Raw genomic sequence first — 24,289 nt, forward strand, 5'->3', positions numbered from 1 at the left:
AGTTGTCTAATAATTANAGATTTTTTTTAGAATAACTGAACTAAACAGATGCGAAAAGCTACACCCTATCAGTGCAATGTCAAAAAACAACGTGCGTACTGTCACAAATTTTATGACTAAGAATCAAACAAAATAATAATGTTTGATATTGCCAAGAAAAATATTTCAGCGACATGTTGTTGTTCAGTTAATCAACAAAGGCTAAATAGTATATCTCACAGGAGACATACCACTTAGCCTTTGTTTTATTTATATTCTTGTTGTATTAATCAATATTAAATTTAACGCCAAGCACTACTATTTGTCTAATTAACAATAGATACATCACATTTATACATGCGTTGTATGATCGACTGACTTGGCTGATGACTGACCATAATAAGCATTAGCACCATGTTTACGATAGTAATGTTTATCTAATAAATACTGTGGCACGTGGATATCTGATCGTGTTGACTGTAATGCATGATAGCTAATTTCAGCTGATACCTCTAATACTTTGGCATTGTAGACTGATTTTTCAGGTGTTGGCCCCCAGGAAAATGGTCCGTGCTGACTAACTAATGCCGCTGGTGTCGCATCAGGATCTATTCCTCGGCGTTCAAATTCTGATACAATGACCGCACCTGTATTCATCTCGTAGGCTGATCGAATTTGTTCTTCATTTAGTGCTGGTACACATGGAATATCACCATAAAAGGTATCCGCATGGGTTGTACTCACCGCTGGAATATCCATTTTCGCTGCCGCAAAGGACACACCCCAAGGCGAATGTGTGTGCGTAATACCACCAATATTTTTAAAATGGCGATACAGATAGGCATGCGTTGGTGTATCGCTTGATGGATTTAAGTTACCTTCAACCACCTCGCCATCTAAATTAACCACAACCATATCAGCAGGTTTTAACTGCTCATACGCAACACCTGATGGTTTAATAACAAATAATCCTTTTTCACGATCAATGCCTGAAACATTGCCCCATGTGAAAGTCACTAATTCTAACTTGGGCAACGACATATTGGCATTGTAGACTTCTTGTTTTAGTTTTTCTAACATAATTACATCTCCACTAATAAACCAGCTTGCGTTAATAAATCAATAATGAAATCATGGGCAAAAATGACTTTGCGATCGGCATCTATATCATTTTCTGACCACATCTCAATGGTGAACGTGCCTTGATATCCAACACGTTTTAATGCTTTAAACAAACCCAGAAAATTAACATCGCCTTTACCAAACGGCACATCTTTAAATTTCCCAGATGTCTGTTCAGTCACAGATAACACATCTTTCACATGAATAGCAATAATACTATCTAATCCTTGCGTCAAATCTTCTATTGGTTGATTATCTGGCCAAGCTGAAATATTTCCTAGATCAGGGTAGGCTTGTAACCAAGGTGATACAATAGATTTTTTGACATTTTTTATTTTAGCAATGGAATTGATAAAGCAATCATCCATTGTTTCAATAGAAATCATGACTTGATGTTCGGCTGCAAAATTCACGACACGTTGCAAATTTTCAATAAAATTTTCATGTGTCAGTGGTGTTTTTGAACCGTAATACTCATCATAACCAGCAATTTGAATATTTCTTATACCGAGATCTTTGGCTAAGATAATGGCTTTTTGACACATATCAAACGATTGATCATAGATGGCTTTGTTTTCTGAACCGAGCGGAAATCTTCTGAGTGCCGACAACATCATCGTGTCAATGGATACACCAGATTGATAAATATCTTTAACTAAGCTAAATCGCTGCTCTTTATTCCAACTCAATCGCGCAATGCGTGCATCGGTTTCATCAATAGACATCTCTACAAATGAAAAACCTTGATTTTTAGCAAAATTTAATTTGTCAAACCATGACATCGCTGCTGGCAATGATTTTTCGTTAATTCCAAGTTTCACCATTATTATGACCAGTACTTTTTAATTTCATCCTGGAATTTTTGCGCAGCTAAAGCTGGATCAGCCTGACCAGTAATCGCACGACCTGCAATAAACGTATAAACTGGCACATCTTTAAAGAGTTTGATAGTATCTAAATTCAAGCCGCCAGTCACAGATACTTTGAAGCCCATATCAATAAATTTCTTCACAATGTCTAGATCCTTTTTCCCCCAAACTTCTCCAGCAAGCAATGCGTCACGACTTTGATGATAAATAACCTGTTCAATACCAATTTCTTGCCATTTTTCAGCTAGATCCCAGTTCCATGCCGAATATAACTCAACTTGAATACCATCTAACACTGATTTTGCTGACTTCATAGTAGCGATCGTTGCAGAGTCAATCACAGTCATCAAATCAGCACCGGCATCCTTAGAATTTTGTGCTACTGTCGATCCAGCATCGGCACATTTCGTGTCAGAGGCAATAATTTTATCCGGAAACATTGCCCGAAGCACACGGATTGCATCTTGCCCTGCTTGTAATTCTAAAATCGTTCCCACTTCAACAATGTCAACAATAGAACCAGCTAAATGCGCTATTTTAACCGCATCTGCTAACGTATTTTGATCTAAGGCAATTTGTAAATTAGGTTTTGTCATTTTTCTATCCTCACTTTTTATATTTTTCTTCAAAATTAGTTTCATCAATAATACGTTGTGTAATTTCCTTATCACTCATAACATTTTTTACACCAACAACTGTCACGCCTTTTTTTGCAACATCTGCAAACATATCTACAAAGTTTAAAGGGGTAAAAACTGCGTCATATTGGGCAGCTGTCGATTTTCCCTCGGCAATACTAGTATGATTAATCTTCGTTACTGGAATGCCTAGTTTTTTCATTGATTTTTCGACACTCTTCATCATCATTAAACTGGTACCAGAACCATTAGCACAAGATACTAAAATATTCATTATATTTCTCCATTTCTATTTGTGTACAAGGTATTCTTAATCAATACCTTTGTTCTTTTTATAAGCTTCATAATCTTCAACCATCAAAAAGTAATTTTTAGGGTCTTTACGATACTCAAGTTGTGGAATAATCAGTAATAGTGCAGCTACAACAACAACTCCAAAGTAACCTAAATATTTCAAAATAACTGCAAATCCTGGCCAAACAGTGTCCCAGTCAAACATTCCTAGATAACCACCAAATTTTGACATACCAATCCACGTTGAAATTAAGGCAGCGCCCATCACTTGAATGATGCCAGAGAAAAACGGCAAAATCATAGCGGCTTTAGCACCCGCGCGATTATTGGCGATAACACCGAAGACAGCGTTATCAAAGAATAACGGAATAAAACCAGCAATAATAATCGTGGGTGAATGGAAGATCATTAACGCACCAATAGCTAAGAATTGTCCTAATGCACCAAATAAGAAGCCAATCGTTACAGCATTCTGCTCACCAAAAGCAAATGTTGCTGCAACATCAATACCAGGAACTGAGTTTGGTAAAATCGTATCACTGATACCAGTGAAGCTTTCTGTCAACTCACCAACGAATGTTCGCACACCCAATTGCAGAATGGCTAAATTAACTGCGAATCCCAATGATGTTGTTAAAATATAGAAGAAGAAACTTGCACCACTAGGCAGTCCTGATGCCCCATTACTCGTAATAAACACTTGATGGAAATAACTTGGTCCTAAGACTACCATGATAATGCCGAAAAACAAAAACATCAGAATCGCGGTCGCTACCATATTTTCATTAAATATTCTCAAAAATCCTGGTAAGATAACATCTTCCAAACGTTTTGATGATTGCTGACCTTTTTTAACAGATGATTTCTTCATTTTGTCAGAAATCCAAGCCACAAGCGCTATCCCAAACATTTGTTGATGGGCAATCGCGAAACCACCACCATCAGTTAATTGTTGTATCGGTTTAATTGTCATATTGGATCCAACAGCCCAGTACAAGCCAAGGATAACACCCATCACTAGCAAAACTTCAATGCGTCCCAAACTTGGAATGGCAAACAATATAATCCAAAATGCGGTTGCTGCCTGTTGTACTTGTACGTTTCCAGTTGTAAATACGGCACGCAACTTCGTATATTTTGAAAAACGCACCAGTAAAATGTTGAAAACAAAGGCAATCAACAATAGGATCATGACATCCCCAAATGATCGACCAAAAGTTTTCTCTAAACCATCGGTCACAGCATTTTGACCAAAGTATGGGTCAATCACTGTTGCTGTTAGATGAAATCGGTCTTTCAAACCCGTTAATATTGGTCGGAAACTGGTAACCAATCCAGTGGAACCCACCATCAAAATCATATAGCCAATTGTTGCTTTCAAAAAACCAGCTAAACTTTCATACCAAGGTTTCTTTTCTAACATATAACCAATCAACACAATGAATCCAATCATGTAGGCTGGTTGTGTCAAAATATTGTTGGCAAAAAATTCCCAGATACTCAATATTCCTGCAAATATACTACCCATCATTTTCTCCTCGTTGCTCCGCAGGGGTATTTTCAAATTGGCCCATCACTTGAACAAAGTCTGCCAACGTTTCAATATCTGATAAGGCTTCAATCATGCCATCTGTCATTAATAACGTCATCAAATTTTGAATATTTTCCAAATGTTGTGTCTCATCCTTAGCTGCCAACGTAAAGAACAATTTACCTTGTTTATCCGGATTGCCATCTTCGAATGATACTGGTTCACTAAATTTAGCAAAACCAATCCCTGTTCCTAATACGCCTTGCCCTGTTGCCAAAGCATGCGGCATCACAACACCAGGTGTGATAACAATGTAGGCACCATTTGTCTCAACATTTTTGATCACTTCACGTACATATTCATCAGTGATAATATTCTTTTCTTTTAGATTTTCACTTGCAACATTGATTGCTTCACGCCAATTTGTAGGTGTTTTATCATAAATTCGCACTAAATCATTGTCGTAAAAATATTTGAGCATTGTCATTTTTTTCTCCTTATAGGAATGATGGGAATGGTACATCATTATCTGTTGAAAAGACATCTGAAAAGCCTCGGTCATAGTGATATTGGACTCTGTCTTTATCTTGTGGAAAGGTATAACTACCGCCAACCTTCCAAATAAATGGATGGAACTTATAGTCCAATGTGTCCTTTTTCATTTTCCAAATTTCAACAATTTCTTGTGGATCAGCATCGAAGTTAGACCAAATATCATAATGTACTGGAATAACAACTTTTGCTTTCAAATCTTCTGCCGAACGCAAGACATCTAAAGATGTAACTTTGTCAGTAATACCGCGTGGATTTTCACCATAATTAATAATTTCAACATCAATATCATTTTCATTACCATGCTTGGCAAACATATTTGACATATGTGAATCAGCAGCATGATACAAATTGCCACCTGTTGTCTTAAATAAGTAGTTGACCGCAATTTCATTCATATCTTGAGGTAATGAATCTTTTATTTTAACATCTGAGTTTACTGTCAAAAGCGCCGTACGATCAAATGCCTCCAGTGCCTTAATTGTTACTGACTTCACTGTGACTTCGTCACCTGGATGAACCACAATCGTTCGCTCTGATGGTACACCCCAGCTTTCCCAAATATCCACCACAGCTTGTGGCCCAATGAATTTTGTTTCTGGACCACTATTTTGTAAAACAGCGGCGGCTGTATTAATATCTAAATGATCTGAATGAATATGTGTCACAAGTAAGGCATCCACATTTTTAACGGCATAAGGATCAATAACAAACGGTTGTAACCTTAAATTAGGTTGCATTTTTTGGACACCACTCATCCGCATCATCTGATGTCCCTTTTTCATTAACCCTGAGCCGTGCGTTTGTTTTCCTGTCCCATTCCATAAATCCACTAAAATGTTGGTATTTTCGTGCGTTTTTAACCAAATACCATTATTGGCTAACCACCACATTTTGAAATTCTTCTCGGGCACATTTGCCTGTTCAATTTCTTCGTTTAACCAAGTTCCCCACTCCGGAAATGTATTTTCAATCCAATTTTCACGTGTTGCTTCTTCAATGTTTGTTGCTTTTGACATGATGCAATTCCTTTCTAATTCTAAAATATTATTTTAAAATGTATACGCTTACATTTTTTGGTACAATTATATTATCTGTTATCAAGATATAAAAAAACAGTCTCATTGTGCCACAATAAAATTGCCCCAATGAGACTGTATTGCTTGTCATCTAAGTTGTACAATTAATGATGAACAAAATTATTTTAGTTCATCAAAGAAGGGGAATACCGCTATGCAAGTATCTGGTATGAACTATACAAAATTTATCCATTATATCTCTACACAACATCTATTACCAAGTGTGCAAACAATTGCAAATCATCTCAACCTATCGAACCGTAAGATTTACTATTTGTTGCAAGCAGCTAATTCTGAACTACGCTCCGTGCACCAACCTTTTTTAGTCCCTAATTTAGAAATCACGGGTCAACAGGTGTCTGCACTAACAACTAAACTATCCATTGCTGCTGCCAACGAATATATCAATTCTTATGATCGACAACTCATTATGTCTATTTGCATTGCATTACCTTTAAAAAAATGGACTTTATCTGAATTCCAATTATTGTTTGATGTATCGCGCAATACTGTTTTACGTGATATATCAGAGTTAAAAAAGAGAAAAAAATTCAAACCCGAATTTTCTAAAAAAACGGATTTGAATTTAAAGAATCACTATTCGATTTGTTAGTTAATGTGTACAACAATTTAATCTTATTGCAGTACCATGCTAGTGCTTTGGAACATTTTATTCACACGTTAGATTGCCAATTTTCTTATTCAAAGTTTTTATTAGTCAGCGATAAGTTAAAAAATATGTACAAAAGTACTTTAAAAAAACAAATATCAGCTTCCAGCGCTATGACATTAACTATTTTTAGTGTCCTGGCATCCTTATATAATAACTATCATCCCATAACATCTGTGTCAGCACTTTTTAATAATACAGATATTGCATCCTTTAAGAAACGTCAAGAGCATCATGTCATCAAGGACTTTGCGTTGATTGTCACAACCAATTTTGCTATTACTATGCCAACATCCGTCAAATTATTTTTAACGTTACAACTACTTAGTGTGACAAAAGAGCAAGATGAACATTTTAGCTCACATTCTTTTCAAGACCTACTGATACTTAGTGAACATATTGTGAACTCGTTTATGGATACTGCTCATATTGACAGTACCCATTCTGAAAAAAGAGCGCTTACCCGAGACATTCAAACACAACTAAAACCTTTTTGGTATTCGGTTCGATATCAAAGTATCACAGTATATGATTATCTCTATCACGAGCCAATGTTAGAAAATGACGTCAAAAAATCATTAAATAATTTACCTGATCATTCCCTATATAATCGCCTTTTTCCATTTGGTTTATTACCAGACCAGATCACGATTCTTGCCATGATTTTTTATAATTTCAACTTACAACATCAAGAAGTGCCGCGATTGCATATCCTTATGCTTACCTCGTTGCCAATATATAGTCAAAATTTATTTCAAACGTTCATTGAAAAGAACAATATCACACCTTGTGATTTAACAATAAAACACATAACTAATACTGATAAGTCTTTAATTGATAATGACAATTTTGATTTGATTATCACTGAATCAACGGATATTGATACGAAATTACCTACTTTTTTAATCGATAGAGAATTGACAAACACTGAATTTGATCGCTTAAAAACAGTTTTATCCCAACTTTAACTTATGGAGGTCACAGATGACAAATATTCAAATGATTGCTTTAGATATGGATAATACCCTACTATTGCCAAATAAAACACTGTCCGAAAAAAACACTCGCGTGCTAAAAAAATTACATCAAAATGGCAAAAAAATAGTTTTAACTACTGGTCGGCCATTTCCTAACGTCAAGAATTTCATTACACAATTAGGTTTGAATCAGCCAAATGATCACGTTATTTTATTTAATGGTGGTTTAATTAAAAACATCCACACTGATCAAAATATTTTAGACAAACATTTTATTATCGCAGATGTTACCGACATATTTAACGTGATAGCTAATTTGAATTTATCTATTGATATTGTGAGTCCTGATAGTGTTTTTTCAATTAAAGATTTTGGCCAATCACATTATGTTGATCTGGTGGGTCAATTAATTCCTTATTTTGAATCAACATTAAGTCAATTACCACCAGCCCTAACATTCAATAAATTTGTTGTTTGTGCGGATGAATCCGAATTAGATTATTTAGAAACTGTTCTTCAGCACACGCCACTTCTAACGCAAAACCTATCTTTTGTTCGCTCAAGGCGTATGTTATTAGAATTCGTTCCTCACGGCGTTAATAAAGGTACTGCTTTATCAAAATTACTGGCTCATTTTTCGTTAACATCAGAAAATTTAATGGCGTTTGGTGATGAGGAGAACGACTTCGCCATGCTGCGACTAGCAAAAGTTAGTGTTGCTATGGATAATGCCATCCCAAGTATTAAACAAGTTGCAACTCATTCGACTAAAAGTAACCAACAAGATGGTGTCGCTGTGTTTTTAGAAAAATACTTTGATTGATTGTTACAAAGCGTTATATCTTTCTGCACAATCTGTCTACCAAAATTTCCTAATTGATCACTATTTTACTTTGAATGGTAAAAAACTTAATCGCTCAACGCTGTGTAAAAACGGGCTATTTTTGTCCAGTAATCCACAATTTAAAGGTTATTAACAGTATTCACCTATTTTTCATAGCCAAAACTGCTGTATCTAATGATGTTGACCCCACATTGAATTAATAAATCACTAAAAAATTCGTAACCACCTTCATTTAGGTAGTTACGAATTTTTATATCCGACTGACAGTCATTGAATAGCAGTGTAAGTTACAATCATCCCAAGATTAGGAGTATTGTGAAATAACTGTCAGTATTTATTTTGCTTTACAGCAATGAGCCTGTTTTAATAACCTCATAAGAACAGTATAACACATTAAAGAGTAATTATTACTCTTTAATGTGTTATACTGTTCTTATTTCTTTTGTTTTCTTTTTGCTTTTAATTCCTTGATTAACTTTAAAGCACGATCTCTCGTTTTAGCATTAGGACTTTTTAAGCGCCGATAAGCGCTACTGAGGTCATTTTTTTCTGGCATAATTCGTTCTCCTGTTAATAGTAATTATTACTCTTTAAAGTATATAAACTTTTGTTTAATAAGTCAATAGTTTATGTTTGCATATTGTCATATTGCGTTTTGAATTGTGGACAATATGTCGTATATAAGCCATAATAGAGTTAACTCAACTAACTGTGGATTAATAATGAAAGCGCCAAAACTAATGATTGATAATACTTTAAAATATAATAAAGGTCTCGATATACTTAAGCAAAGTCCTTTTCGTATCACAAAACAACGTAAAGACTTGTTAGCATACTTATCAAAATTCGAAACAACATACATTCCTGTGACTGAAGTTGATGCATATATGCAGAAATTATACCCAAATGCTAGTCATACCACTACCTACCGCAATATTAAAGAATTTAGTGATTTAGGGATTATTGAACAACGAACTGAAGATGGCCAATTAAACGTTAAATTCCAATGCGACTTTGTAACACCCCATCATGGTCATTTATTTTGTCAAAATTGCCATCGTGTGATTAAACTTGACGCGACGTTGGCGCCTAAATTACAAGCTGATTTAGCGCAATTCGTTATTTTAACTGTCAAATTAGAAATATTTGGTTTATGTGATAATTGTCAAAAAAATCAAGCGAGTTAGTTCACAAATTTGTCTCGCATTGTTCTACTTAGTTGTTATGCCTTTTTCGAATGAAACTGGTATGACAGTTTCTTCTCCCAAAAAAGTATGCTTACTTTTAGATTCGATTTGTAACAATAATTTTTCAACCGCATATTTTGCTATATGAGCTGTCGATTGTTTGATTGATGATAACGTAATTCTTTGTCTAGCATACACACGTGAACCATCAAACCCAATAATCTGCACTTGATTGGGAACCTGAATACCTGCCTGAATGAGTATATTATAGAAATCACTTGCATACTCATCAGAATCAGAAAAAATTCCATCATAAGGAAACTGGTGATCAATGTAGTTGTCCTTAACAAATCGCTTAAAGTCACCAATGAAATTTATTTTCTTTCTGGCTAGAAAAACATCAACAAAAATATGATTTTCTTGACAATAATCTAAAAACCCTTTTTCTCGTACTGCAGAAATATTCTTCACAGGTTTTTTAGAAACAAATAGTAATCTTTTTGCCCCTAAATTTGTCAATGTTTCCCCAGCAAGTCTGCCACCCATATAATTATCCGATATAATTAATGGTACATTTTGAGAGACACGCTTTTCTATGGAAACCAACGGAATATTAGTATCGACTAAGTTAGCGACATTGGCATAAGACATCGTAATTAACCCAGCCACTTTTTGTGCATTAGCCATCTGTATATATTCAATTTCTTCTTCTGAACTGTTATTAGAATTACATAAAATCATCTTATAAGCATGACGTTGTAACTCCTGTTGCATATAATAACTTAATTCCGAGAAAAAAGGTGAATTAACTGTCGGAATAATAAATACGACGAAATTTGATTTGCTCATTTTTAAGGCGCGGGCCATTGCGTTGGGAACATAATCCAAGGTAGCAATGGCTTCTTTTATTTTAGCTTGTGTCTCTGCTTTAGTCTTTTTACCGTTAATGTAATTAGATACCGATCCTCTTGAAACACCAGCCAAGCTAGCGACATCATTCATATTTACCAATTTCAATGACCTTCTCTACATTAATGATTTAATAAAAAAATGCCTACACGGCATTTTTACAATGATTATGGTGTAAATCTTCCTGATAACATCTTATCAAATAAATCTAACATTTGCTGTTGTTTCATCTTGCCAATTTGATCAACCTCCAAACTATTAAAATCTTCTATCAAGAAATACGCCTCTAGATAGAGCGTCAGTTGTTTTTTAATGAATGTTTGATTCGTCATATTATCAGTTTGCTTTGCATCCTTGATTAATCCCATTGCAAATTCATTAGGATCAATGGTTATTTTTGTATCACGCATTTTTACCCCTCTGTACTATCCATAGCTGCTACATTATCTTCCGAATCTTCTCTGGCATGCTTTGCATTAATATAGCGTGTCATTTCTACTTCTTTTTCAGGCGTTAAGCGATAAAATAATATTAAGATAAATGAAATAACTAAGGCAACCAGTGGCACCCAGACATAATTGGCTTCAATACTAAATAATGCTGCAGCCGATTGCGTTTTGTTCGGTGTATAATGCCCTATTGAGAGTAACATACCCGTTATAGCACCACCAATACCCATGCCAAACTTTGCAGTGAAACTAGAGGCAGAAGTCACAATACCTTCCGCACGAACACCATTTTTCCATTCACCATAGTCTACGGAGTCCGCTAACAGAACAGCAATTAATGCCCCAACAAATCCGTTACCAAAGTTACCAACAATTGTGCCAATAATAACCAACGGAATGCTCAACATTTGTGCGCCAACACCTAAAATCAATTGTCCAAAAATACTTAATGCTAATCCCGATAATATTGTCCGTTTTTTACCAATTTTCATGACAAGTTTTGGTGTCAAAAAGACAGATATTAACCCTACAGCATTAAAGAATAACGCAAGTGATGCTAGGCCAGGCTTATCTAAATTATATTTGAAAAAGTATATTGTCACCTGACCTTTTGTTTGCATACCCAGCCAGTAAATAAAGTTCAACCCCACCACAATAACCCAAGGCCAATTATTTTTGAGTGCTTTTAGTGATGTTTTAACAGGTAATGCTTTTTGAGACTGTCTTGTTTGCACATGTTCCCGTAAATTAGCAAAAACAACCAAATATATAACGAAAAATACTAATGCGGCCATAACGGCTAACCAGAAGAAGCCACGACGAGGATTATCAGTTCCACCAAATAATGCAACCAATGGTAGCGCTATTACAGAAATTAATGTCCCACCAAAATTAGAAAACAGGGATCGAATTGTTGACAGTAACACACGTTCATCAGGATCAGTTGTCATACTTGGTAGAATTGATGTCAGAGGAATATTAACTGCAGAGTACAAAACATCTATGCCAATATATGTGACATAAGCCCACACAATTTTCCAGTTCATAGGTAAATCTGGTGTCGTAAAACATAACACTGTAAATATTGTAAACGGTGCATTGAACCACAATAAGTAGGGACGACTGCGTCCCCACTTTGTGTGTGTATGATCAATCATAATACCCCAAAACGGGCCATCGAGCGCATCAATAACTCGAGCAACCAACATCAATGTACCAACAGCTGCTGCTGTAATACCAAAAACATCGGTATAAAAATACATGAGATAAGTACCGATCAAACTAAACGTAAAACTACATGCGAAATCACTGGCACCATAACTCAATCGCTCATTCCAAGGTAACTTACCTTGACCTTTTTTTATCGTCACTTGTGCATTGTCAACCATCTCACTAACTCCCTTCTTTATATAGATTCATTGTCTCAATTAGGAAACAGATATGCCCTGATTTCATATGGTCTGAGTAATGAACTGGTCACATCTGGATAATTTTGAATCAAAAGTTCACTATCTTTAGGTATATTGTAGGCGCGATTAACAGATTGTGCAGTGAAATTTGCTATCACTAGCAGTACTTCTTTGGCATTTTTTCTTGTATATGCAAACACCGCTTCGTCTTTTTCATTGCCTGTGACGAGATCAAAAGTACCATCAGTAATAACAGGTAATTCGTGGCGCAATGTAATTAACTTTTGATAAAAGTAAAATAATGACTCTTTATCCATTAATGCAGCGTCAACATTAATAGACTCATGATTGGCATTGGCTTCTAACCAAGGTGTTACGTCACTAAATCCTGCATAAGTTGTACTATCCCATTGCATAGGAGTACGTGCATTATCTCTTGAGCGTGCGCGTAAATAATTCATCATCACGTCAGCAGAAATCAAATGTTCTTGTTCAACGAGTTCATGATAGGCATTGATTGACTCAAGATCTTTGTACTGATCCATTGTCTGGAAGTTTGCATTTGTCATGCCGATCTCTTCACCCTGATAGATATAGGGTGTACCTTGCATAAAATGCAGTAACGCAGCGAGCATCTTACCTGAAACTAACCTATACTCAGGAGAATCATTTCCAAATCGTGATATAGCACGCGGCTGATCATGATTGTTCCAATATAAACTGTTCCATGCCTTACCAGCTAATGCCTTTTGCCACTTGACCAAATTGCTACGCAGTGCCAGTAATGATACATGTTTATCAGACCATTTGCCAAGCGTTTGATTTTGATTACCATCTAAACTAACATGTTCAAATTGGAAAACCATATTGAGTTCTGTACCGTCAATATTAGCATATTTTTTGGCTTCACTTGTTGTCACACCAGCTGTTTCACCCACAGTAATCCAATCATGTTTTTGCAGGACTTGCTTGTTCATTTCAATCAAATAGTCATGCACATGTGGTCCATTAGCAGCTGCATCCCCAGAATTCCCATATAATGCACCTTCTGTAATTGGTGCGTTTGGCAAACCGTCAGGTTTTGAAATTAAAGAAATGACGTCCATTCTAAAACCATCAATGCCTTTAGCAGCCCACCAATTCATCATATCAAAAATAGAATTTCTCACTGCTTGATTATCCCAATTCAAGTCTGGTTGTTCCTTAGCAAATAAATGCAAATAATATTGACCAGATTTTTCATCGTATGTCCATGCGGGACCTGAAAAAAAGGATCCCCAATTATTTGGTTCATGTCCATCAACAGGATCACGCCAAATATAATAATCCCGGTATTTATTATTTTTACTGTCATCTTGAATGCTTTTTTGGAACCATTCATGTTCAAAAGAACTATGATTAACCACCAAATCCATCATGATTTTCAAACCCTTTTGATGAGATTTATCAAGAAGTTCTTCAAAATCAGTCATGTTTCCAAAAGTTGGATTAATTTTTTGATAATCTGAAATATCGTATCCACCATCAATATTTGATGTTTTGTAAATCGGATTTAACCAAATAACATCAACTCCTAATTGTTTAATATAATCTAACCGATGGATAATCCCACGCAAATCACCAATGCCATCATTGTCACTATCTTGGAAACTCTTAGGATATACTTGATAAACCACGGCATTTTGCCACCACATTTCTTTTGCCATTCTATCTCCTTTTCAATATTTGGAACGTTCCATTTCTATACAGCAAGTATAAAACAATAAAAAAGATAATGCAAGCGCTTACATTATCTTTTTTATTTAACGTTATTAGTGCTAGAAAACGCTAAGTTGTGACTGATAGTCTATTAATCAGCAACGTTATAAAAAAACAACTATTTTATATCTGCCTTGCTACTCCTCACCATGTTTATTCCCAGTAATCACATGCGCTACATGTTGTTTTGTTGAATGAATAACGCTAAGAATATGCGGATCATTCAATTGATATAAGCTTTTCTTGCCTATTTTTTTTGCACTTACTAATTGCTGGTCTTTTAAAATAGCTAATTGGTGAGACACTTGCGGTTGTGTAATTTGAAGTTGCGTAACAATCTCATTGACACTAAGCTGGTCATGTTCTAATAGCATCAAAATATTCAACCGTGTGGGGTTACTCAATAATTTGAAAATACGTGTCATTCCGCTTTGAAAAAGCATATCGTTGTTTTTTTTCATAATATGTTGACTCCTTCATATGTTAATGATAACATATGTTTATACTAATATATATTAAGTATATCATGAACAGGAGAAACATTATGCCAGATTTATCACTTGTCACAATGCTATTTATTGGTGTTAACTTAGATTTTTTTGTGGTTTTATTACTTTTATTACAAAAATACCGTTTCAGAGATAACTTCATCGGCTATGAATTAGGTATGCTACTTGTTTTTGTTATCAGCGCCATTGCTGGCCAGTTAATTCAGACTATTATCCCTACATGGGCAATTGGCTTACTTGGTTTATTACCAATTTATATGGGTATCAAAGGTGAAAATGATGATGTCAATAACTCTTCAAAGTCAACATCAAATGGCGGTATGACCGCAGTTTTACTCATGTACCTTATCAGCTGTGGTGCTGATAATATTGCTGTCTATGTCCCTGTTTTAGCCACAATGACGACAGCTGCTATTCTACTGACACTGGGTTATTTTATTATTTTAACCGCCATATCATTAATATTAGCTTATCTCTTTGGACAGATACCAATCGTTAAGTATGTTTTTGAACGTTGGGGCTCACCAATAAGTCGCATCATTTATATTCTAATTGGGCTTTTTGTTATGCTTAATACAGGACTTATTCAATTTATTTTTAACTTATTTTAATCATCAGTCGTGAAATTCTGACATCTATTTTTGCCATGCCATTATGTCAGTTAAAATTAGTTTTTGATAATTATGAAAGATTGGTACAACCAATTTCAACTATAATTAATCATTTAACAACATTTTAATAATTAATTTCGAAAATCCTATTGACAACTCATTAAATTCTTAGTATTCTTAACCTATAAATAACTCGGAGATAGCACATGCAAAAAGTAATCGCACAACTTAACAATGCCTGGTGGCGTCGGTAAAGTCAGCTTTTCGGTAACGGATAAAGCTGATGTTTAAAACATTTGTTTTATCCATACCGATGCATTTTGTGTAGCAATCGAGTCTGTATGGGAATATGCCATACAGACTTTTCTTTTGACCTTGGAAAGCCTTGTATGGCCGTCCAAGGTCAATTTTATTTTAGAGAAATTTCGGAGAAAAACTATGAATAAACGTCTCATAACTATCATTGTAATTATTGTTGCTTTTCTAGGAGTTGCCTTTGTTGTTACTGGTAAACCTGCACAGCAAGTCAAAAAACAAAACTATATTCCAACGGTTGGAATACTCCAACTGGTAACACACCCTGCCCTTGATGAAATTCATCGTGGTATTCTGGCAGGTTTAAAAACACAAGGTTACGCTGGCAACAAAATTAAAATCGATTATCAAAATGCCCAAGCTAATCAGGCCAATCTTAAAACGATGTCTCAGAAATTTGCTAACGAGAATGCTGATTTGACACTGGGTATAGCAACACCGGCAGCCTTATCTTTGGCTAAAACAGCTGATGGCAACAGCCCTGTCATTTTAGCTGGTATCACCGATCCAGTCGGATCGGGGTTGGTTAAAACTGGACAACGTCCTGGTGCTAACGTCACTGGTACATCTGGTGATTCACCATTAGAACAACATCTCAACGTCATCAAACAAGTGGTGCCTAAAGCTAAGAAATTAGGTATCATCTACACCACATCTGATCATGGTGGCGAGTACAATGCTAAAAGAATGGCACAATTGGCCAAATCAGCTGGCTACGATGTGCATATGTTCACAATTTCAACAACCAATGATATGCAACAAGTTGCCGAAACAATGGCCAGTCAGGTTGATGTCGTTTACGCGCCACAAGATAATGGTGTTGCCAGCGCAATGAAAACACTCATTAACATCACAAATAAAAACAATATTCCTGTCATTCCAGCTGTTAATACCATGGTAAAAGATGGTGGTGTCGCTACAATTTCAGTCAGCCAATATGATATTGGTTATCAAGCAGGCATTATGGCAGGTAAAGTGTTAAAAGGCAGAGATACGGCAACTTATCCCGTTAAAACAATTACTAAAGGCGACATGGTTATTAACTTAAAACAAGCTAAATTACTTGGTTTGCAATTACCAGAAGACATGATAAAAACAGCAAAGGCTAAAGGCGAGGTATTCAAATGAGTATAATTGTATCTAGTATTGGACAAGGGCTCCTATGGGCCGTACTTGGTGTGGCCTTGTTCCTCACATTTAGAATTTTAAATTTTCCTGATATGACTGTTGAAGGTTCTTTCCCCTTAGGTGCAGCCACGGCAGTTACCATGATTTCTCATGGTATTAATCCCTATTTAGCAACACTAACTGCCCTTATCATCGGTTCGATTGCTGGGCTAGTTACTGGGCTTCTCTACACCAAAGGAAAAATTCCAATTTTATTAGCTGGAATTCTTGTTATGACAGCCGCTCTTTCAATTAACCTCCGTATTATGGGTTCAGCTAACATCTCACTATTAAATCAAAAGTCGATCTTTTCTTCTTCAATTCTACAACACTTACCAAAAAACTTTGATTCTGTTTTTGTTGGCTTTATCATTATTACGATTATCACATTATCACTCATGTTTTTCTTACAAACTGAAATTGGTCAAGCCTTTATTGCTACCGGTGATAATGCTAATATGGCGCAATCAATTGGTATTAAAACTGATCGTATGACAATCATGGGATTAATGTTATCTAACGGTTTAATTGCATTAGGTGGTGCTGTAATTGCCCAAAATAATGGCTACGCCGACATCAACATGGGTATTGGTATTATTGTCATTGCCTTGGCATCCATTATTATTGGTGAAGTCGCTTTTGGAGATTTATCACTCAATGGCCGTCTGGTTGCGGTGATTGTTGGCTCAATTTTATACCGACTTGTGTTGTTAGCCGTGCTCAGTTTTGGCTTTTCAACAAATGATTTAAACTTGATTTCGGCAATTGTACTAGCTGTTGCTATGATGCTACCTCAATTACGAAAAGCACTGAAGTTCGATACAGTAATCAAGAAAGGTATGACTATACATGACTGAACCTGTTTTCTCACTTAAAGATATTATTGTAACTGTTGGTGACAATGTACAAATCTTAAAATCACTTAATCTTGATATTTACGATGGTGATTTTATTACTGTTCTTGGTACGAACGGTGCTGGTAAATCAACTTTGTTTAATACGATTGCTGGTAATTTAGCGATTGATTCTGGACAGTTGCTACACCACGGTCAAAATATTGCACATGAATCATCTGTGGCACGTACAAATTATATCGCACGTGTTTTCCAAGATCCAAAAATGGGCACCGCACCACGTATGACCGTTGCTGAAAATTTACTGCTTGCTGAAAATCGCGGTCGAAAACGCACCTTAAGAAGTCGTGGTTTAACCAAAGAAAAACTGACAGAATATGCTGAAATCACTAAAGTGATGGGAAATAATTTAGATACACGTCTAAATACAGCAACTGGTAATTTGTCAGGTGGTCAACGTCAAGCACTTAGTTTCTTAATGGCAACCCGTGTAAAACCTGAACTGCTACTTTTAGATGAGCATACTGCCGCATTAGATCCAAAAACATCTGAGCAACTCATGTTAGCTACTAATAAACAAGTCACACAAAATAGATTAACCGCACTGATGATTACGCATAATTTAGCAGATGCATTAAAATATGGTAATCGACTGCTCATTCTTAATGCCGGTAACATTGTACTTGATGTTCGTGGTGACGACAAAGTTGCATTAGATGAAGCACAAATTCTAAAATATTTTATTGTCTAGTCTAAAAATAAAGCAAGTACCACGTTCCACGTGGAACGCGATACTTGCTTTATTTTATTTTTAAGATGTGATAGAGCATAAAATTAAACCGCACACCAGATATATTCTTTGCTTGCCTGACAATCTAACTTTTCTCTTCAGGTTTAACAATGTTCTTAATTTCTATTTGTGTCAGCTTAATTCTACTACCATTTCCGCGACTAATAAATAATGGTACAGTCTCTTCCAACACATCACTGAAATCTAAACCATAAAAACTGCTTGGCTTTACTGTATGTGTTTGCAGCCATAATCGGCCCCCAATAATAAACCGATCCCAGGGATGTACATCTGGTAAATTAAGTAAATCTTCATAATTTTGATTTACCATGACATATTTAAAATCACCTATGTTTCCATGTTTTTCAATTGTATATCGTGGAAACTGTGGATTAATAATACCTTGTTTAACCAAATTATTTGATATTTGTTTCAAATAAAGATGAATTTGTGGTTCGACTTTAAAACCAATATTGAATATAACGTGAACAATATTTTTGGTACCAAGCATGTCAATAGAATAACTTTTTTCGTATGGATTAACTGCTTCACGCACTGTTACAAACCAATAAATTTCTGCTTTTTTTGGTTTTGAACCAAACAAGGAATAAATAATTGATCTTTTTAGCTTATAATTTTGATGAATATTAGCAATATAAACTAAATTAGTTGCAAAAACAGGCTCTTCTTTGTCGTTTGATAAATTAATTAGCTGTTTGCGATAATCTCTTAAAGACAGGTAATCATTTTGTTTAGAGATTTTCTCACGACGTTTATTGCCGTAATACCATATCATCATCACGCTTAAGATAACAACCATAATGATTAAAGTTGCATAACCACCATGTATAAATTTACCTAGACTGGCGATCAAAAATACAATTTCAATGGCACCGAAAACGACAGCAAAAGCAATAGCTAGTAATTTCTGTTGATTTTGTTTAATAAACTGATATAACAATACTGTTGTCATTAACATTGTAATTGTTATTGAGAGGCCGTAAGCCGCTTCCATATTGTGTGATGTCTGAAATGACCAAACTATAAGCAATCCAATTATGCAAAGAATCCAGTTAACCGTTCCGATATACATTTGTCCCCTTGCTTCACTAGGATAGAAAGTATGTAATCGTGGAATCACCTTTAAATGAATTGCTTCACTCACTAACGTATACGCGCCAGAAATTAATGCTTGCGAAGCAATAATAGCAGCTAAAGTAGCTAAAATGACGCCAAACAAACGCCAACTACTAGGCAAAATTTCGAAGAAAGGATTCGATACTTGTTTTAATAAGTTAGTCTGCTGTGTATGGGACATAATCCAGGCACCCTGACCCATATAATTCAAAATTAGCATACTATATACAAATGGCCAACTAATATAAATATTTTGCTTTCCCACATGCCCCATATCAGAATATAATGCTTCAGCACCAGTCGTAGCCAAAAAGACACTGCCTAAAATGAAAATACCTGTTTTGTTTTCTGGGCTTACCAAAACTGCGATAGCATAAGTTGGTGACAATGCTTTTAAAATAGACATATCGTTAAATATATTGATGAATCCAAAAAAACCAATAAATACAAACCAAACTAACATTATCGGTCCGAAAATGTTCCCAATTTTTTTCGTGCCAACCTTTTGAAACGTAAATATAATCAACAATAGAACTGATACAACAATAATGACCAAGGGTTGATTGTTTGGAAACAATATTGGACCAATCTTTTGATTTTTTAAGCCTTCAATTGCAGTGGTAACAGTAATTGCTGGGGTTAATGTCCCATCAGCTAGCAATGCTGATCCGCCAATCAAAGCAGGAATGAGTAACCATTTTTTATTGGCACTTTTAACACGACTATATAAGGCAAAAATGCCACCTTCACCATGATTATCAGCTCTTAGTGCGACCAATACGTATTTAATCGTCGTGATTAACATCAACGTCCAAAACACAAGTGATACTGAACCAATAACAAAATCATTTAAGTGTTGTGTACTTCGTGCACTGTTTAAAATAGAATTCATTGTATACAGTGGTGACGTACCAATATCACCATAAACAATTCCTAGCGTAATTAAAGCGCCTGCCGAAGACCATTTTTTTTGCTTTTCAATAGTCATGTCAACATTCTCCTATTTTTGATTATCATTTATGAAGTATTATCCCACACTTGAATTAATAAAGCATTACATTCTATCTATATCAAGTCGATTGTAATAGTTAGCTAAACAAGACATGCTACTGAAATACTTTTAGTGGATATTGTCAGTTATTTACGTTGTTAATTTGATATTTCTAATGCCTTTGCAGTAAGCAATAGTAAGAATAGTGAAGTTGATGTAATGTCTCAATGATAGCATGTTCGTGAGATGATAAACTAGAAGACATAAACGGCAGAAATTCTCTTTTTTATGTTATGCGTTCGATTTAATTTTATAATATGTGTATAATCTAATTAACAACACATTTTATATTAATGGAGTAAAGTATGCGAAAAATTGGTATTGTAGGTATTGGACACGTTGGGGCTACAGTCGCCCATATTATTATTGCGCAAGGTTTGGCTGACGAATTAATTTTGGTAGATAAAAACACAGCCAAACTCGCAGCAGATGAATTGGACTTTCGTGATGCTGCGAGTTTATTGAGCAATCATGTCACTGTTTATGCGGGCACTGCTAATGATTTAGCGGATGCAGATCTTGTCATTTCAGCACTTGGACATATTGACTTAATCAAACCGGGTGGTGATCGATTCACTGAATTAAAAGCGAACACCCCTGAGGTACAACAAGTTGGCAATGATTTGAAAAAAGTAGGCTTCAATGGCGTGTTAATTGTTATTTCAAACCCCGTTGATGTCATTACAGGTATGTATCAAAAAATTACCGGATTACCTACAAATCAAGTATTCGGCACAGGTACTTATCTTGATACGGCACGTCTCAAGCGTGTACTTGGTGAAGCTTTAGACGTTGATCCCCGTAGTGTTAAAGGCTATATGCTGGGAGAACACGGTGACTCCCAATTTGCTGCTTGGTCAACTGTACAAATTCTAGGCCAAGATATTCAAACTTTAGTTTCACGGTACAACCTGGACCTTGATAAAATTGCTAATGACGCCAGAGTTGGTGGTTTTACCGTTTTTAATGGCAAAAAATATACAAATTTTGCCATTGCTCATGCTGCCGTATCCTTAGCACAACTCGTTCTATCTAATGCACGAAGTGAAGCGATTGTCTCCCACTACGATGACAAATTTAAAAGTTATATTTCAACACCCGCTATTATTGGTCGTGGTGGTGTTGTTCAAACATTCAATTTACCACTCATGTCAAATGAAGAAACAGCACTACAACAATCAGCAGATGCCATCTCTGAAAAAACGATAGATTATTTGTAAAGAGCACTTTCATACATTTTAAAAAATACCTTGTACCAGAACAGTTAAATACATTTGTTTAGGTACAAGGTAATTTTTAAATTATTTTTTGTTACTGGCATCACAAATTTGTCAGTACTGTTTTCAGAATGCAGTCGTACATTTCTAGCATTTTGAAAAGTACGTATCACTTCACTCATTTCTTCAAATTCAGCCACTTTATTGCTTTCTAAAAATGATAAAGAGATTTTCTTATCAATTTTTGATTGTTCGTAGAAAAAAAGTCAAAATAGTACTACCCAAAAAAGACTCGTAAGCAGCATGTCTTAAAAGTCACTTGAGTGAATATTATCCATGTCGTTCTCTTTTCTAAAGAGCATATTCAATTTTTCGCAACTAGTAAATTACAAAAAACGATCGAACCCACAAAAATAAACGGCAGTTAAGTGAACCCGATAACTTAGACGGAATAAAAATCTGTTCAGAAAATTATACTAGTTAATTGTTAAATTTTTATTGCAAAAACACTTTATATATGTTAGTATTTAACCAATCAAATTTTAATTAATTTAATTTAAACTTAATGTTTTGTGGTTGGGTTCAAACTTCCCATGTCTAATTAAAAAGGAGAGTTAATATGATTTTCAAAAAACCAGATGCAGATTGGTTACACAATTCACTATCTGAATTATTGTTAAACGACACGATTTCAAATACTGAAAAAAAACTTTTCGTTTCTGCTAAAAATGCTTTAGAAACAACTAAAAATGATAGAGCAGTTGTTAGTTCATTAAAATCTGAACTAACACCGTTAGCTATCAATCAAAAACTAACTACAGTATCTGTTCAGTTCTTTAATGAGCTATCTCAAAGATATATTGGTCCAACTGGTATTGGTGGAAGAGACGTCCTATTTAACATTTAAAAAAATTATTTATCATTTGTTCAAAGAAACGCCTACCTATTAAATGGTTAAGGCTTTTTTTCATACACAATAGTAATTTATGCTTGATTACAACTACAAAAAATAATTAATTTTAAATAATACTGCACATAATCTATTTTAATCAACAAAAATATATTTTTAGCAAGTTTATTACTATCTGGTAGCACTTCAATTCTTGAGAAATGTTTTGTTGCCATCATAATTTCTTTCTACTTTCAATTACCAGAAGCAACTAACAGAGACAGCGACAGGTGATAGTTAGACACGTATTTCAGATTTTCAACTTCAACAAACAATAAAACATGATGAATCTACCACAAATGTTTTGCCAAGTTCAAAAGCAATTTAACATAACAGACTTCGAGGAAAAATATTTGATATACTTACACTGCAGGTTAAATCCCTAATCCACTATTCTAGGTGAAAGGATGGTGTATCGCTAACTATATATTTTTAGGTGAAAACATTCACGCATGTTCTCTTCATTCACTCTAATGAACGATTTTTTTGACGATTTGATATTAATTTAATCTAGAAGAATTACTATTTTTACATAGTTAATTGATTGACTATTCTCTTCTCTCCTCCGTTTTTTATAATAGAAATCTCCCCCCAAAAAGAAGATCACATCAGCCAATCAATAAATTAGTCTATATCAGAATGTTATCATAATACAAAGTTTCACAAGCAATTAAACGCGCGGTTACAACTTTTTAATAGATTTACCCCTTGTTTTTTAACAAACTTCACAAAATAAAATCACATAAAATCTAACACTAATGGTAAATTTAGCGTTATAATTTTCATAGACTACGAGGAGGATATCACAAATGCAAATAACAACTTTTAAATTAAACCAAGACCCAGAAAAATTGGTTCAATCTCATGATTACAACCTAGACCCAAAAGTGAAATACTTAATTAATATGAGTGATGAAATGCTTGAGCAAAACATGATTATGCAAGCTGTCCCAACTATGGGGCTCCCAGCATTGAATGATTACCATGAATGGCTCACTGAAAATGACTTTGATGTAAACATGCCAAATCCAACAAATAAAGCTGTAGCACCTTATTATGGCGTTAAACCTCTTTGGAAAACTACTCTCTCACAAGGAATTGTTATGAAAAGTTATGATAAGGATGATTTCTTTATTGTTATGGAATGCAGTCCTGAGAATGTAGGCTTCAAATTTACACAAGTAGTTGTTAATCCTGGGGGTTGCCTTTGATTACAAAAGTAGGTTGCCTTTGATTACAAAAGTAGCCTGAAATAAAAATGAATCAGACAAGTTTTATACGAATGCAATCACGATGACTAATATTGTAAACATGAACACAGAAAACAAATTCATTTGTTTTCTGTGTCATAATTTATTTTTTATTCATTCAATACAAAAATTTTCCTAAAATAAAAAACCACGTCATTTGAAGTGAATGACG

At 34.9% G+C, this 24,289-nt stretch carries 25 protein-coding genes; 11 read left to right on the top strand and 14 right to left on the bottom strand.

The window, feature by feature from the left end; all coding sequences use genetic code 11:
- Nucleotides 1-330 precede the first annotated feature (330 nt).
- The 7 genes from EUI_RS0107515 to ulaG are packed head-to-tail and all read right to left on the bottom strand — an operon-like array spanning nucleotide 331 to nucleotide 6,004.
- On the bottom strand, nucleotides 331-1,059 hold the full coding sequence (locus EUI_RS0107515) for an L-ribulose-5-phosphate 4-epimerase (protein ID WP_010017199.1): 729 nt from the start codon (nucleotides 1,057-1,059) through the stop codon (nucleotides 331-333).
- Nucleotides 1,060-1,061: 2 nt separating this feature from the next.
- The gene (locus tag EUI_RS0107520; protein ID WP_010017200.1) at nucleotides 1,062-1,925 is read right to left on the bottom strand and encodes an L-ribulose-5-phosphate 3-epimerase; all 864 of its coding nucleotides are present in this window, start codon (nucleotides 1,923-1,925) and stop codon (nucleotides 1,062-1,064) included.
- 2 nt (nucleotides 1,926-1,927) lie between these two features.
- Nucleotides 1,928-2,566, bottom strand: coding sequence for a 3-keto-L-gulonate-6-phosphate decarboxylase UlaD (locus EUI_RS0107525; RefSeq protein WP_010017202.1), 639 nt, complete (start codon nucleotides 2,564-2,566; stop codon nucleotides 1,928-1,930).
- A 10-nt stretch (nucleotides 2,567-2,576) separates the two neighbouring features.
- Nucleotides 2,577-2,882 carry a PTS sugar transporter subunit IIB gene (locus tag EUI_RS0107530; protein ID WP_010017203.1) on the bottom strand — a complete coding sequence of 102 codons (306 nt, stop codon included), beginning with the start codon at nucleotides 2,880-2,882 and terminating at the stop codon, nucleotides 2,577-2,579.
- Nucleotides 2,883-2,918: 36 nt separating this feature from the next.
- Nucleotides 2,919-4,430, bottom strand: coding sequence for a PTS ascorbate transporter subunit IIC (locus tag EUI_RS0107535; protein WP_010017204.1), 1,512 nt, complete (start codon nucleotides 4,428-4,430; stop codon nucleotides 2,919-2,921).
- The gene (locus tag EUI_RS0107540; RefSeq protein WP_010017205.1) at nucleotides 4,423-4,920 is read right to left on the bottom strand and encodes a PTS sugar transporter subunit IIA; all 498 of its coding nucleotides are present in this window, start codon (nucleotides 4,918-4,920) and stop codon (nucleotides 4,423-4,425) included. The genes EUI_RS0107535 and EUI_RS0107540 overlap by 8 nt, the downstream gene beginning before the upstream one ends.
- 10 nt (nucleotides 4,921-4,930) lie before the next feature.
- A complete protein-coding gene (ulaG, locus tag EUI_RS0107545; protein WP_010017206.1) occupies nucleotides 4,931-6,004 on the bottom strand; it encodes an L-ascorbate 6-phosphate lactonase in 1,074 nt (357 codons plus the stop codon).
- A gap of 214 nt (nucleotides 6,005-6,218) precedes the next feature.
- Here ulaG and EUI_RS10820 point away from each other — a divergent pair, with 214 nt between their 5' ends.
- From EUI_RS10820 to EUI_RS0107555, 3 genes are all read left to right on the top strand, one after another.
- Entirely contained in the window at nucleotides 6,219-6,677 is a 459-nt protein-coding gene (locus EUI_RS10820; protein WP_224156868.1) for a hypothetical protein, read from the top strand.
- Between the two features lie 170 nt (nucleotides 6,678-6,847).
- A complete protein-coding gene (locus EUI_RS10825; RefSeq protein WP_238524885.1) occupies nucleotides 6,848-7,702 on the top strand; it encodes a BglG family transcription antiterminator in 855 nt (284 codons plus the stop codon).
- Between the two features lie 16 nt (nucleotides 7,703-7,718).
- On the top strand, nucleotides 7,719-8,534 hold the full coding sequence (locus tag EUI_RS0107555; RefSeq protein WP_010017207.1) for a Cof-type HAD-IIB family hydrolase: 816 nt from the start codon (nucleotides 7,719-7,721) through the stop codon (nucleotides 8,532-8,534).
- 454 nt (nucleotides 8,535-8,988) lie between these two features.
- Here the strand turns inward: EUI_RS0107555 and EUI_RS10515 are convergent, their stop codons facing one another.
- Nucleotides 8,989-9,111, bottom strand: a complete 123-nt coding sequence (locus EUI_RS10515) for a putative metal homeostasis protein (RefSeq protein WP_010017209.1) — start codon at nucleotides 9,109-9,111, stop codon at nucleotides 8,989-8,991.
- Nucleotides 9,112-9,277: 166 nt separating this feature from the next.
- Between EUI_RS10515 and EUI_RS0107565 the strand changes: the two genes are divergently transcribed.
- Nucleotides 9,278-9,742 carry a Fur family transcriptional regulator gene (locus EUI_RS0107565; protein WP_010017211.1) on the top strand — a complete coding sequence of 155 codons (465 nt, stop codon included), beginning with the start codon at nucleotides 9,278-9,280 and terminating at the stop codon, nucleotides 9,740-9,742.
- A 24-nt stretch (nucleotides 9,743-9,766) separates the two neighbouring features.
- Here the strand turns inward: EUI_RS0107565 and EUI_RS0107570 are convergent, their stop codons facing one another.
- From EUI_RS0107570 to EUI_RS0107590, 5 genes are all read right to left on the bottom strand, one after another.
- Nucleotides 9,767-10,744: a LacI family DNA-binding transcriptional regulator gene (locus EUI_RS0107570; RefSeq protein WP_010017212.1), complete on the bottom strand. Its 978-nt coding sequence runs from the start codon at nucleotides 10,742-10,744 to the stop codon at nucleotides 9,767-9,769.
- A 74-nt stretch (nucleotides 10,745-10,818) separates the two neighbouring features.
- Nucleotides 10,819-11,061 (bottom strand): hypothetical protein, encoded by a 243-nt coding sequence (locus EUI_RS0107575; protein ID WP_010017214.1) that lies wholly within the window; start codon nucleotides 11,059-11,061, stop codon nucleotides 10,819-10,821.
- A gap of 2 nt (nucleotides 11,062-11,063) precedes the next feature.
- Nucleotides 11,064-12,488, bottom strand: a complete 1,425-nt coding sequence (locus EUI_RS0107580; RefSeq protein ID WP_010017216.1) for a glycoside-pentoside-hexuronide (GPH):cation symporter — start codon at nucleotides 12,486-12,488, stop codon at nucleotides 11,064-11,066.
- Nucleotides 12,489-12,523: 35 nt separating this feature from the next.
- Entirely contained in the window at nucleotides 12,524-14,215 is a 1,692-nt protein-coding gene (locus tag EUI_RS0107585) for a glycoside hydrolase family 13 protein (RefSeq protein WP_010017217.1), read from the bottom strand.
- A 189-nt stretch (nucleotides 14,216-14,404) separates the two neighbouring features.
- Nucleotides 14,405-14,728, bottom strand: a complete 324-nt coding sequence (locus EUI_RS0107590) for an ArsR/SmtB family transcription factor (protein WP_010017218.1) — start codon at nucleotides 14,726-14,728, stop codon at nucleotides 14,405-14,407.
- An 83-nt stretch (nucleotides 14,729-14,811) separates the two neighbouring features.
- Here EUI_RS0107590 and EUI_RS0107595 point away from each other — a divergent pair, with 83 nt between their 5' ends.
- From EUI_RS0107595 to EUI_RS0107610, 4 genes are all read left to right on the top strand, one after another.
- Nucleotides 14,812-15,387, top strand: coding sequence for a cadmium resistance transporter (locus EUI_RS0107595; RefSeq protein ID WP_010017219.1), 576 nt, complete (start codon nucleotides 14,812-14,814; stop codon nucleotides 15,385-15,387).
- A gap of 438 nt (nucleotides 15,388-15,825) precedes the next feature.
- A complete protein-coding gene (gene trpX / locus EUI_RS0107600; RefSeq protein ID WP_010017220.1) occupies nucleotides 15,826-16,830 on the top strand; it encodes a tryptophan ABC transporter substrate-binding protein in 1,005 nt (334 codons plus the stop codon).
- On the top strand, nucleotides 16,827-17,726 hold the full coding sequence (locus EUI_RS0107605) for an ABC transporter permease (RefSeq protein WP_010017222.1): 900 nt from the start codon (nucleotides 16,827-16,829) through the stop codon (nucleotides 17,724-17,726). The genes trpX and EUI_RS0107605 overlap by 4 nt, the downstream gene beginning before the upstream one ends.
- Complete coding sequence (locus EUI_RS0107610) at nucleotides 17,719-18,474, top strand: ABC transporter ATP-binding protein (RefSeq protein ID WP_010017223.1); 756 nt, start codon at nucleotides 17,719-17,721, stop codon at nucleotides 18,472-18,474. The genes EUI_RS0107605 and EUI_RS0107610 overlap by 8 nt, the downstream gene beginning before the upstream one ends.
- A 124-nt stretch (nucleotides 18,475-18,598) precedes the next feature.
- On the opposite strand, the gene EUI_RS0107615 is transcribed toward EUI_RS0107610, so the two are convergent.
- On the bottom strand, nucleotides 18,599-20,638 hold the full coding sequence (locus tag EUI_RS0107615) for a KUP/HAK/KT family potassium transporter (protein WP_010017224.1): 2,040 nt from the start codon (nucleotides 20,636-20,638) through the stop codon (nucleotides 18,599-18,601).
- 368 nt (nucleotides 20,639-21,006) lie between these two features.
- On the opposite strand from EUI_RS0107615, the gene EUI_RS0107620 reads away from it, so the two are divergent.
- The 3 genes from EUI_RS0107620 to EUI_RS0107630 all read left to right on the top strand — a co-directional run bounded on the left by EUI_RS0107620 (nucleotide 21,007) and on the right by EUI_RS0107630 (nucleotide 24,078).
- The gene (locus tag EUI_RS0107620) at nucleotides 21,007-21,921 is read left to right on the top strand and encodes a lactate/malate family dehydrogenase (RefSeq protein WP_010017225.1); all 915 of its coding nucleotides are present in this window, start codon (nucleotides 21,007-21,009) and stop codon (nucleotides 21,919-21,921) included.
- A 616-nt stretch (nucleotides 21,922-22,537) separates the two neighbouring features.
- On the top strand, nucleotides 22,538-22,825 hold the full coding sequence (locus tag EUI_RS0107625) for a bacteriocin immunity family protein (protein ID WP_010017226.1): 288 nt from the start codon (nucleotides 22,538-22,540) through the stop codon (nucleotides 22,823-22,825).
- Between the two features lie 851 nt (nucleotides 22,826-23,676).
- Nucleotides 23,677-24,078 (top strand): hypothetical protein, encoded by a 402-nt coding sequence (locus tag EUI_RS0107630; protein ID WP_010017228.1) that lies wholly within the window; start codon nucleotides 23,677-23,679, stop codon nucleotides 24,076-24,078.
- Nucleotides 24,079-24,289 lie beyond the last annotated feature (211 nt).

The sequence above is a fragment of the Leuconostoc gelidum subsp. gelidum KCTC 3527 genome (genome assembly GCF_000166715.1).
GTDB classification, from domain to species: domain Bacteria; phylum Bacillota; class Bacilli; order Lactobacillales; family Lactobacillaceae; genus Leuconostoc; species Leuconostoc gelidum.

Coding starts and splice junctions, on each gene's coding strand:
- EUI_RS0107590 (WP_010017218.1), bottom strand. CDS start 14,728: ATGAAAAAAAACAACGATATGCTTTTTCAAAGCGGAATGACACGTATT.
- EUI_RS0107525 (WP_010017202.1), bottom strand. CDS start 2,566: ATGACAAAACCTAATTTACAAATTGCCTTAGATCAAAATACGTTAGCA.
- EUI_RS0107520 (WP_010017200.1), bottom strand. CDS start 1,925: ATGGTGAAACTTGGAATTAACGAAAAATCATTGCCAGCAGCGATGTCA.
- EUI_RS0107565 (WP_010017211.1), top strand. CDS start 9,278: ATGAAAGCGCCAAAACTAATGATTGATAATACTTTAAAATATAATAAA.
- EUI_RS0107585 (WP_010017217.1), bottom strand. CDS start 14,215: ATGGCAAAAGAAATGTGGTGGCAAAATGCCGTGGTTTATCAAGTATAT.
- EUI_RS0107515 (WP_010017199.1), bottom strand. CDS start 1,059: ATGTTAGAAAAACTAAAACAAGAAGTCTACAATGCCAATATGTCGTTG.
- EUI_RS0107610 (WP_010017223.1), top strand. CDS start 17,719: ATGACTGAACCTGTTTTCTCACTTAAAGATATTATTGTAACTGTTGGT.
- EUI_RS0107580 (WP_010017216.1), bottom strand. CDS start 12,488: ATGGTTGACAATGCACAAGTGACGATAAAAAAAGGTCAAGGTAAGTTA.
- EUI_RS0107605 (WP_010017222.1), top strand. CDS start 16,827: ATGAGTATAATTGTATCTAGTATTGGACAAGGGCTCCTATGGGCCGTA.
- ulaG (WP_010017206.1), bottom strand. CDS start 6,004: ATGTCAAAAGCAACAAACATTGAAGAAGCAACACGTGAAAATTGGATT.
- EUI_RS0107615 (WP_010017224.1), bottom strand. CDS start 20,638: ATGACTATTGAAAAGCAAAAAAAATGGTCTTCGGCAGGCGCTTTAATT.
- EUI_RS10825 (WP_238524885.1), top strand. CDS start 6,848: ATGACATTAACTATTTTTAGTGTCCTGGCATCCTTATATAATAACTAT.
- EUI_RS0107595 (WP_010017219.1), top strand. CDS start 14,812: ATGCCAGATTTATCACTTGTCACAATGCTATTTATTGGTGTTAACTTA.
- EUI_RS0107630 (WP_010017228.1), top strand. CDS start 23,677: ATGCAAATAACAACTTTTAAATTAAACCAAGACCCAGAAAAATTGGTT.
- EUI_RS0107535 (WP_010017204.1), bottom strand. CDS start 4,430: ATGGGTAGTATATTTGCAGGAATATTGAGTATCTGGGAATTTTTTGCC.
- EUI_RS0107575 (WP_010017214.1), bottom strand. CDS start 11,061: ATGCGTGATACAAAAATAACCATTGATCCTAATGAATTTGCAATGGGA.
- EUI_RS0107540 (WP_010017205.1), bottom strand. CDS start 4,920: ATGACAATGCTCAAATATTTTTACGACAATGATTTAGTGCGAATTTAT.
- EUI_RS10820 (WP_224156868.1), top strand. CDS start 6,219: ATGCAAGTATCTGGTATGAACTATACAAAATTTATCCATTATATCTCT.
- EUI_RS0107620 (WP_010017225.1), top strand. CDS start 21,007: ATGCGAAAAATTGGTATTGTAGGTATTGGACACGTTGGGGCTACAGTC.
- EUI_RS0107625 (WP_010017226.1), top strand. CDS start 22,538: ATGATTTTCAAAAAACCAGATGCAGATTGGTTACACAATTCACTATCT.
- trpX (WP_010017220.1), top strand. CDS start 15,826: ATGAATAAACGTCTCATAACTATCATTGTAATTATTGTTGCTTTTCTA.
- EUI_RS0107570 (WP_010017212.1), bottom strand. CDS start 10,744: ATGAATGATGTCGCTAGCTTGGCTGGTGTTTCAAGAGGATCGGTATCT.
- EUI_RS0107530 (WP_010017203.1), bottom strand. CDS start 2,882: ATGAATATTTTAGTATCTTGTGCTAATGGTTCTGGTACCAGTTTAATG.
- EUI_RS10515 (WP_010017209.1), bottom strand. CDS start 9,111: ATGCCAGAAAAAAATGACCTCAGTAGCGCTTATCGGCGCTTAAAAAGT.
- EUI_RS0107555 (WP_010017207.1), top strand. CDS start 7,719: ATGACAAATATTCAAATGATTGCTTTAGATATGGATAATACCCTACTA.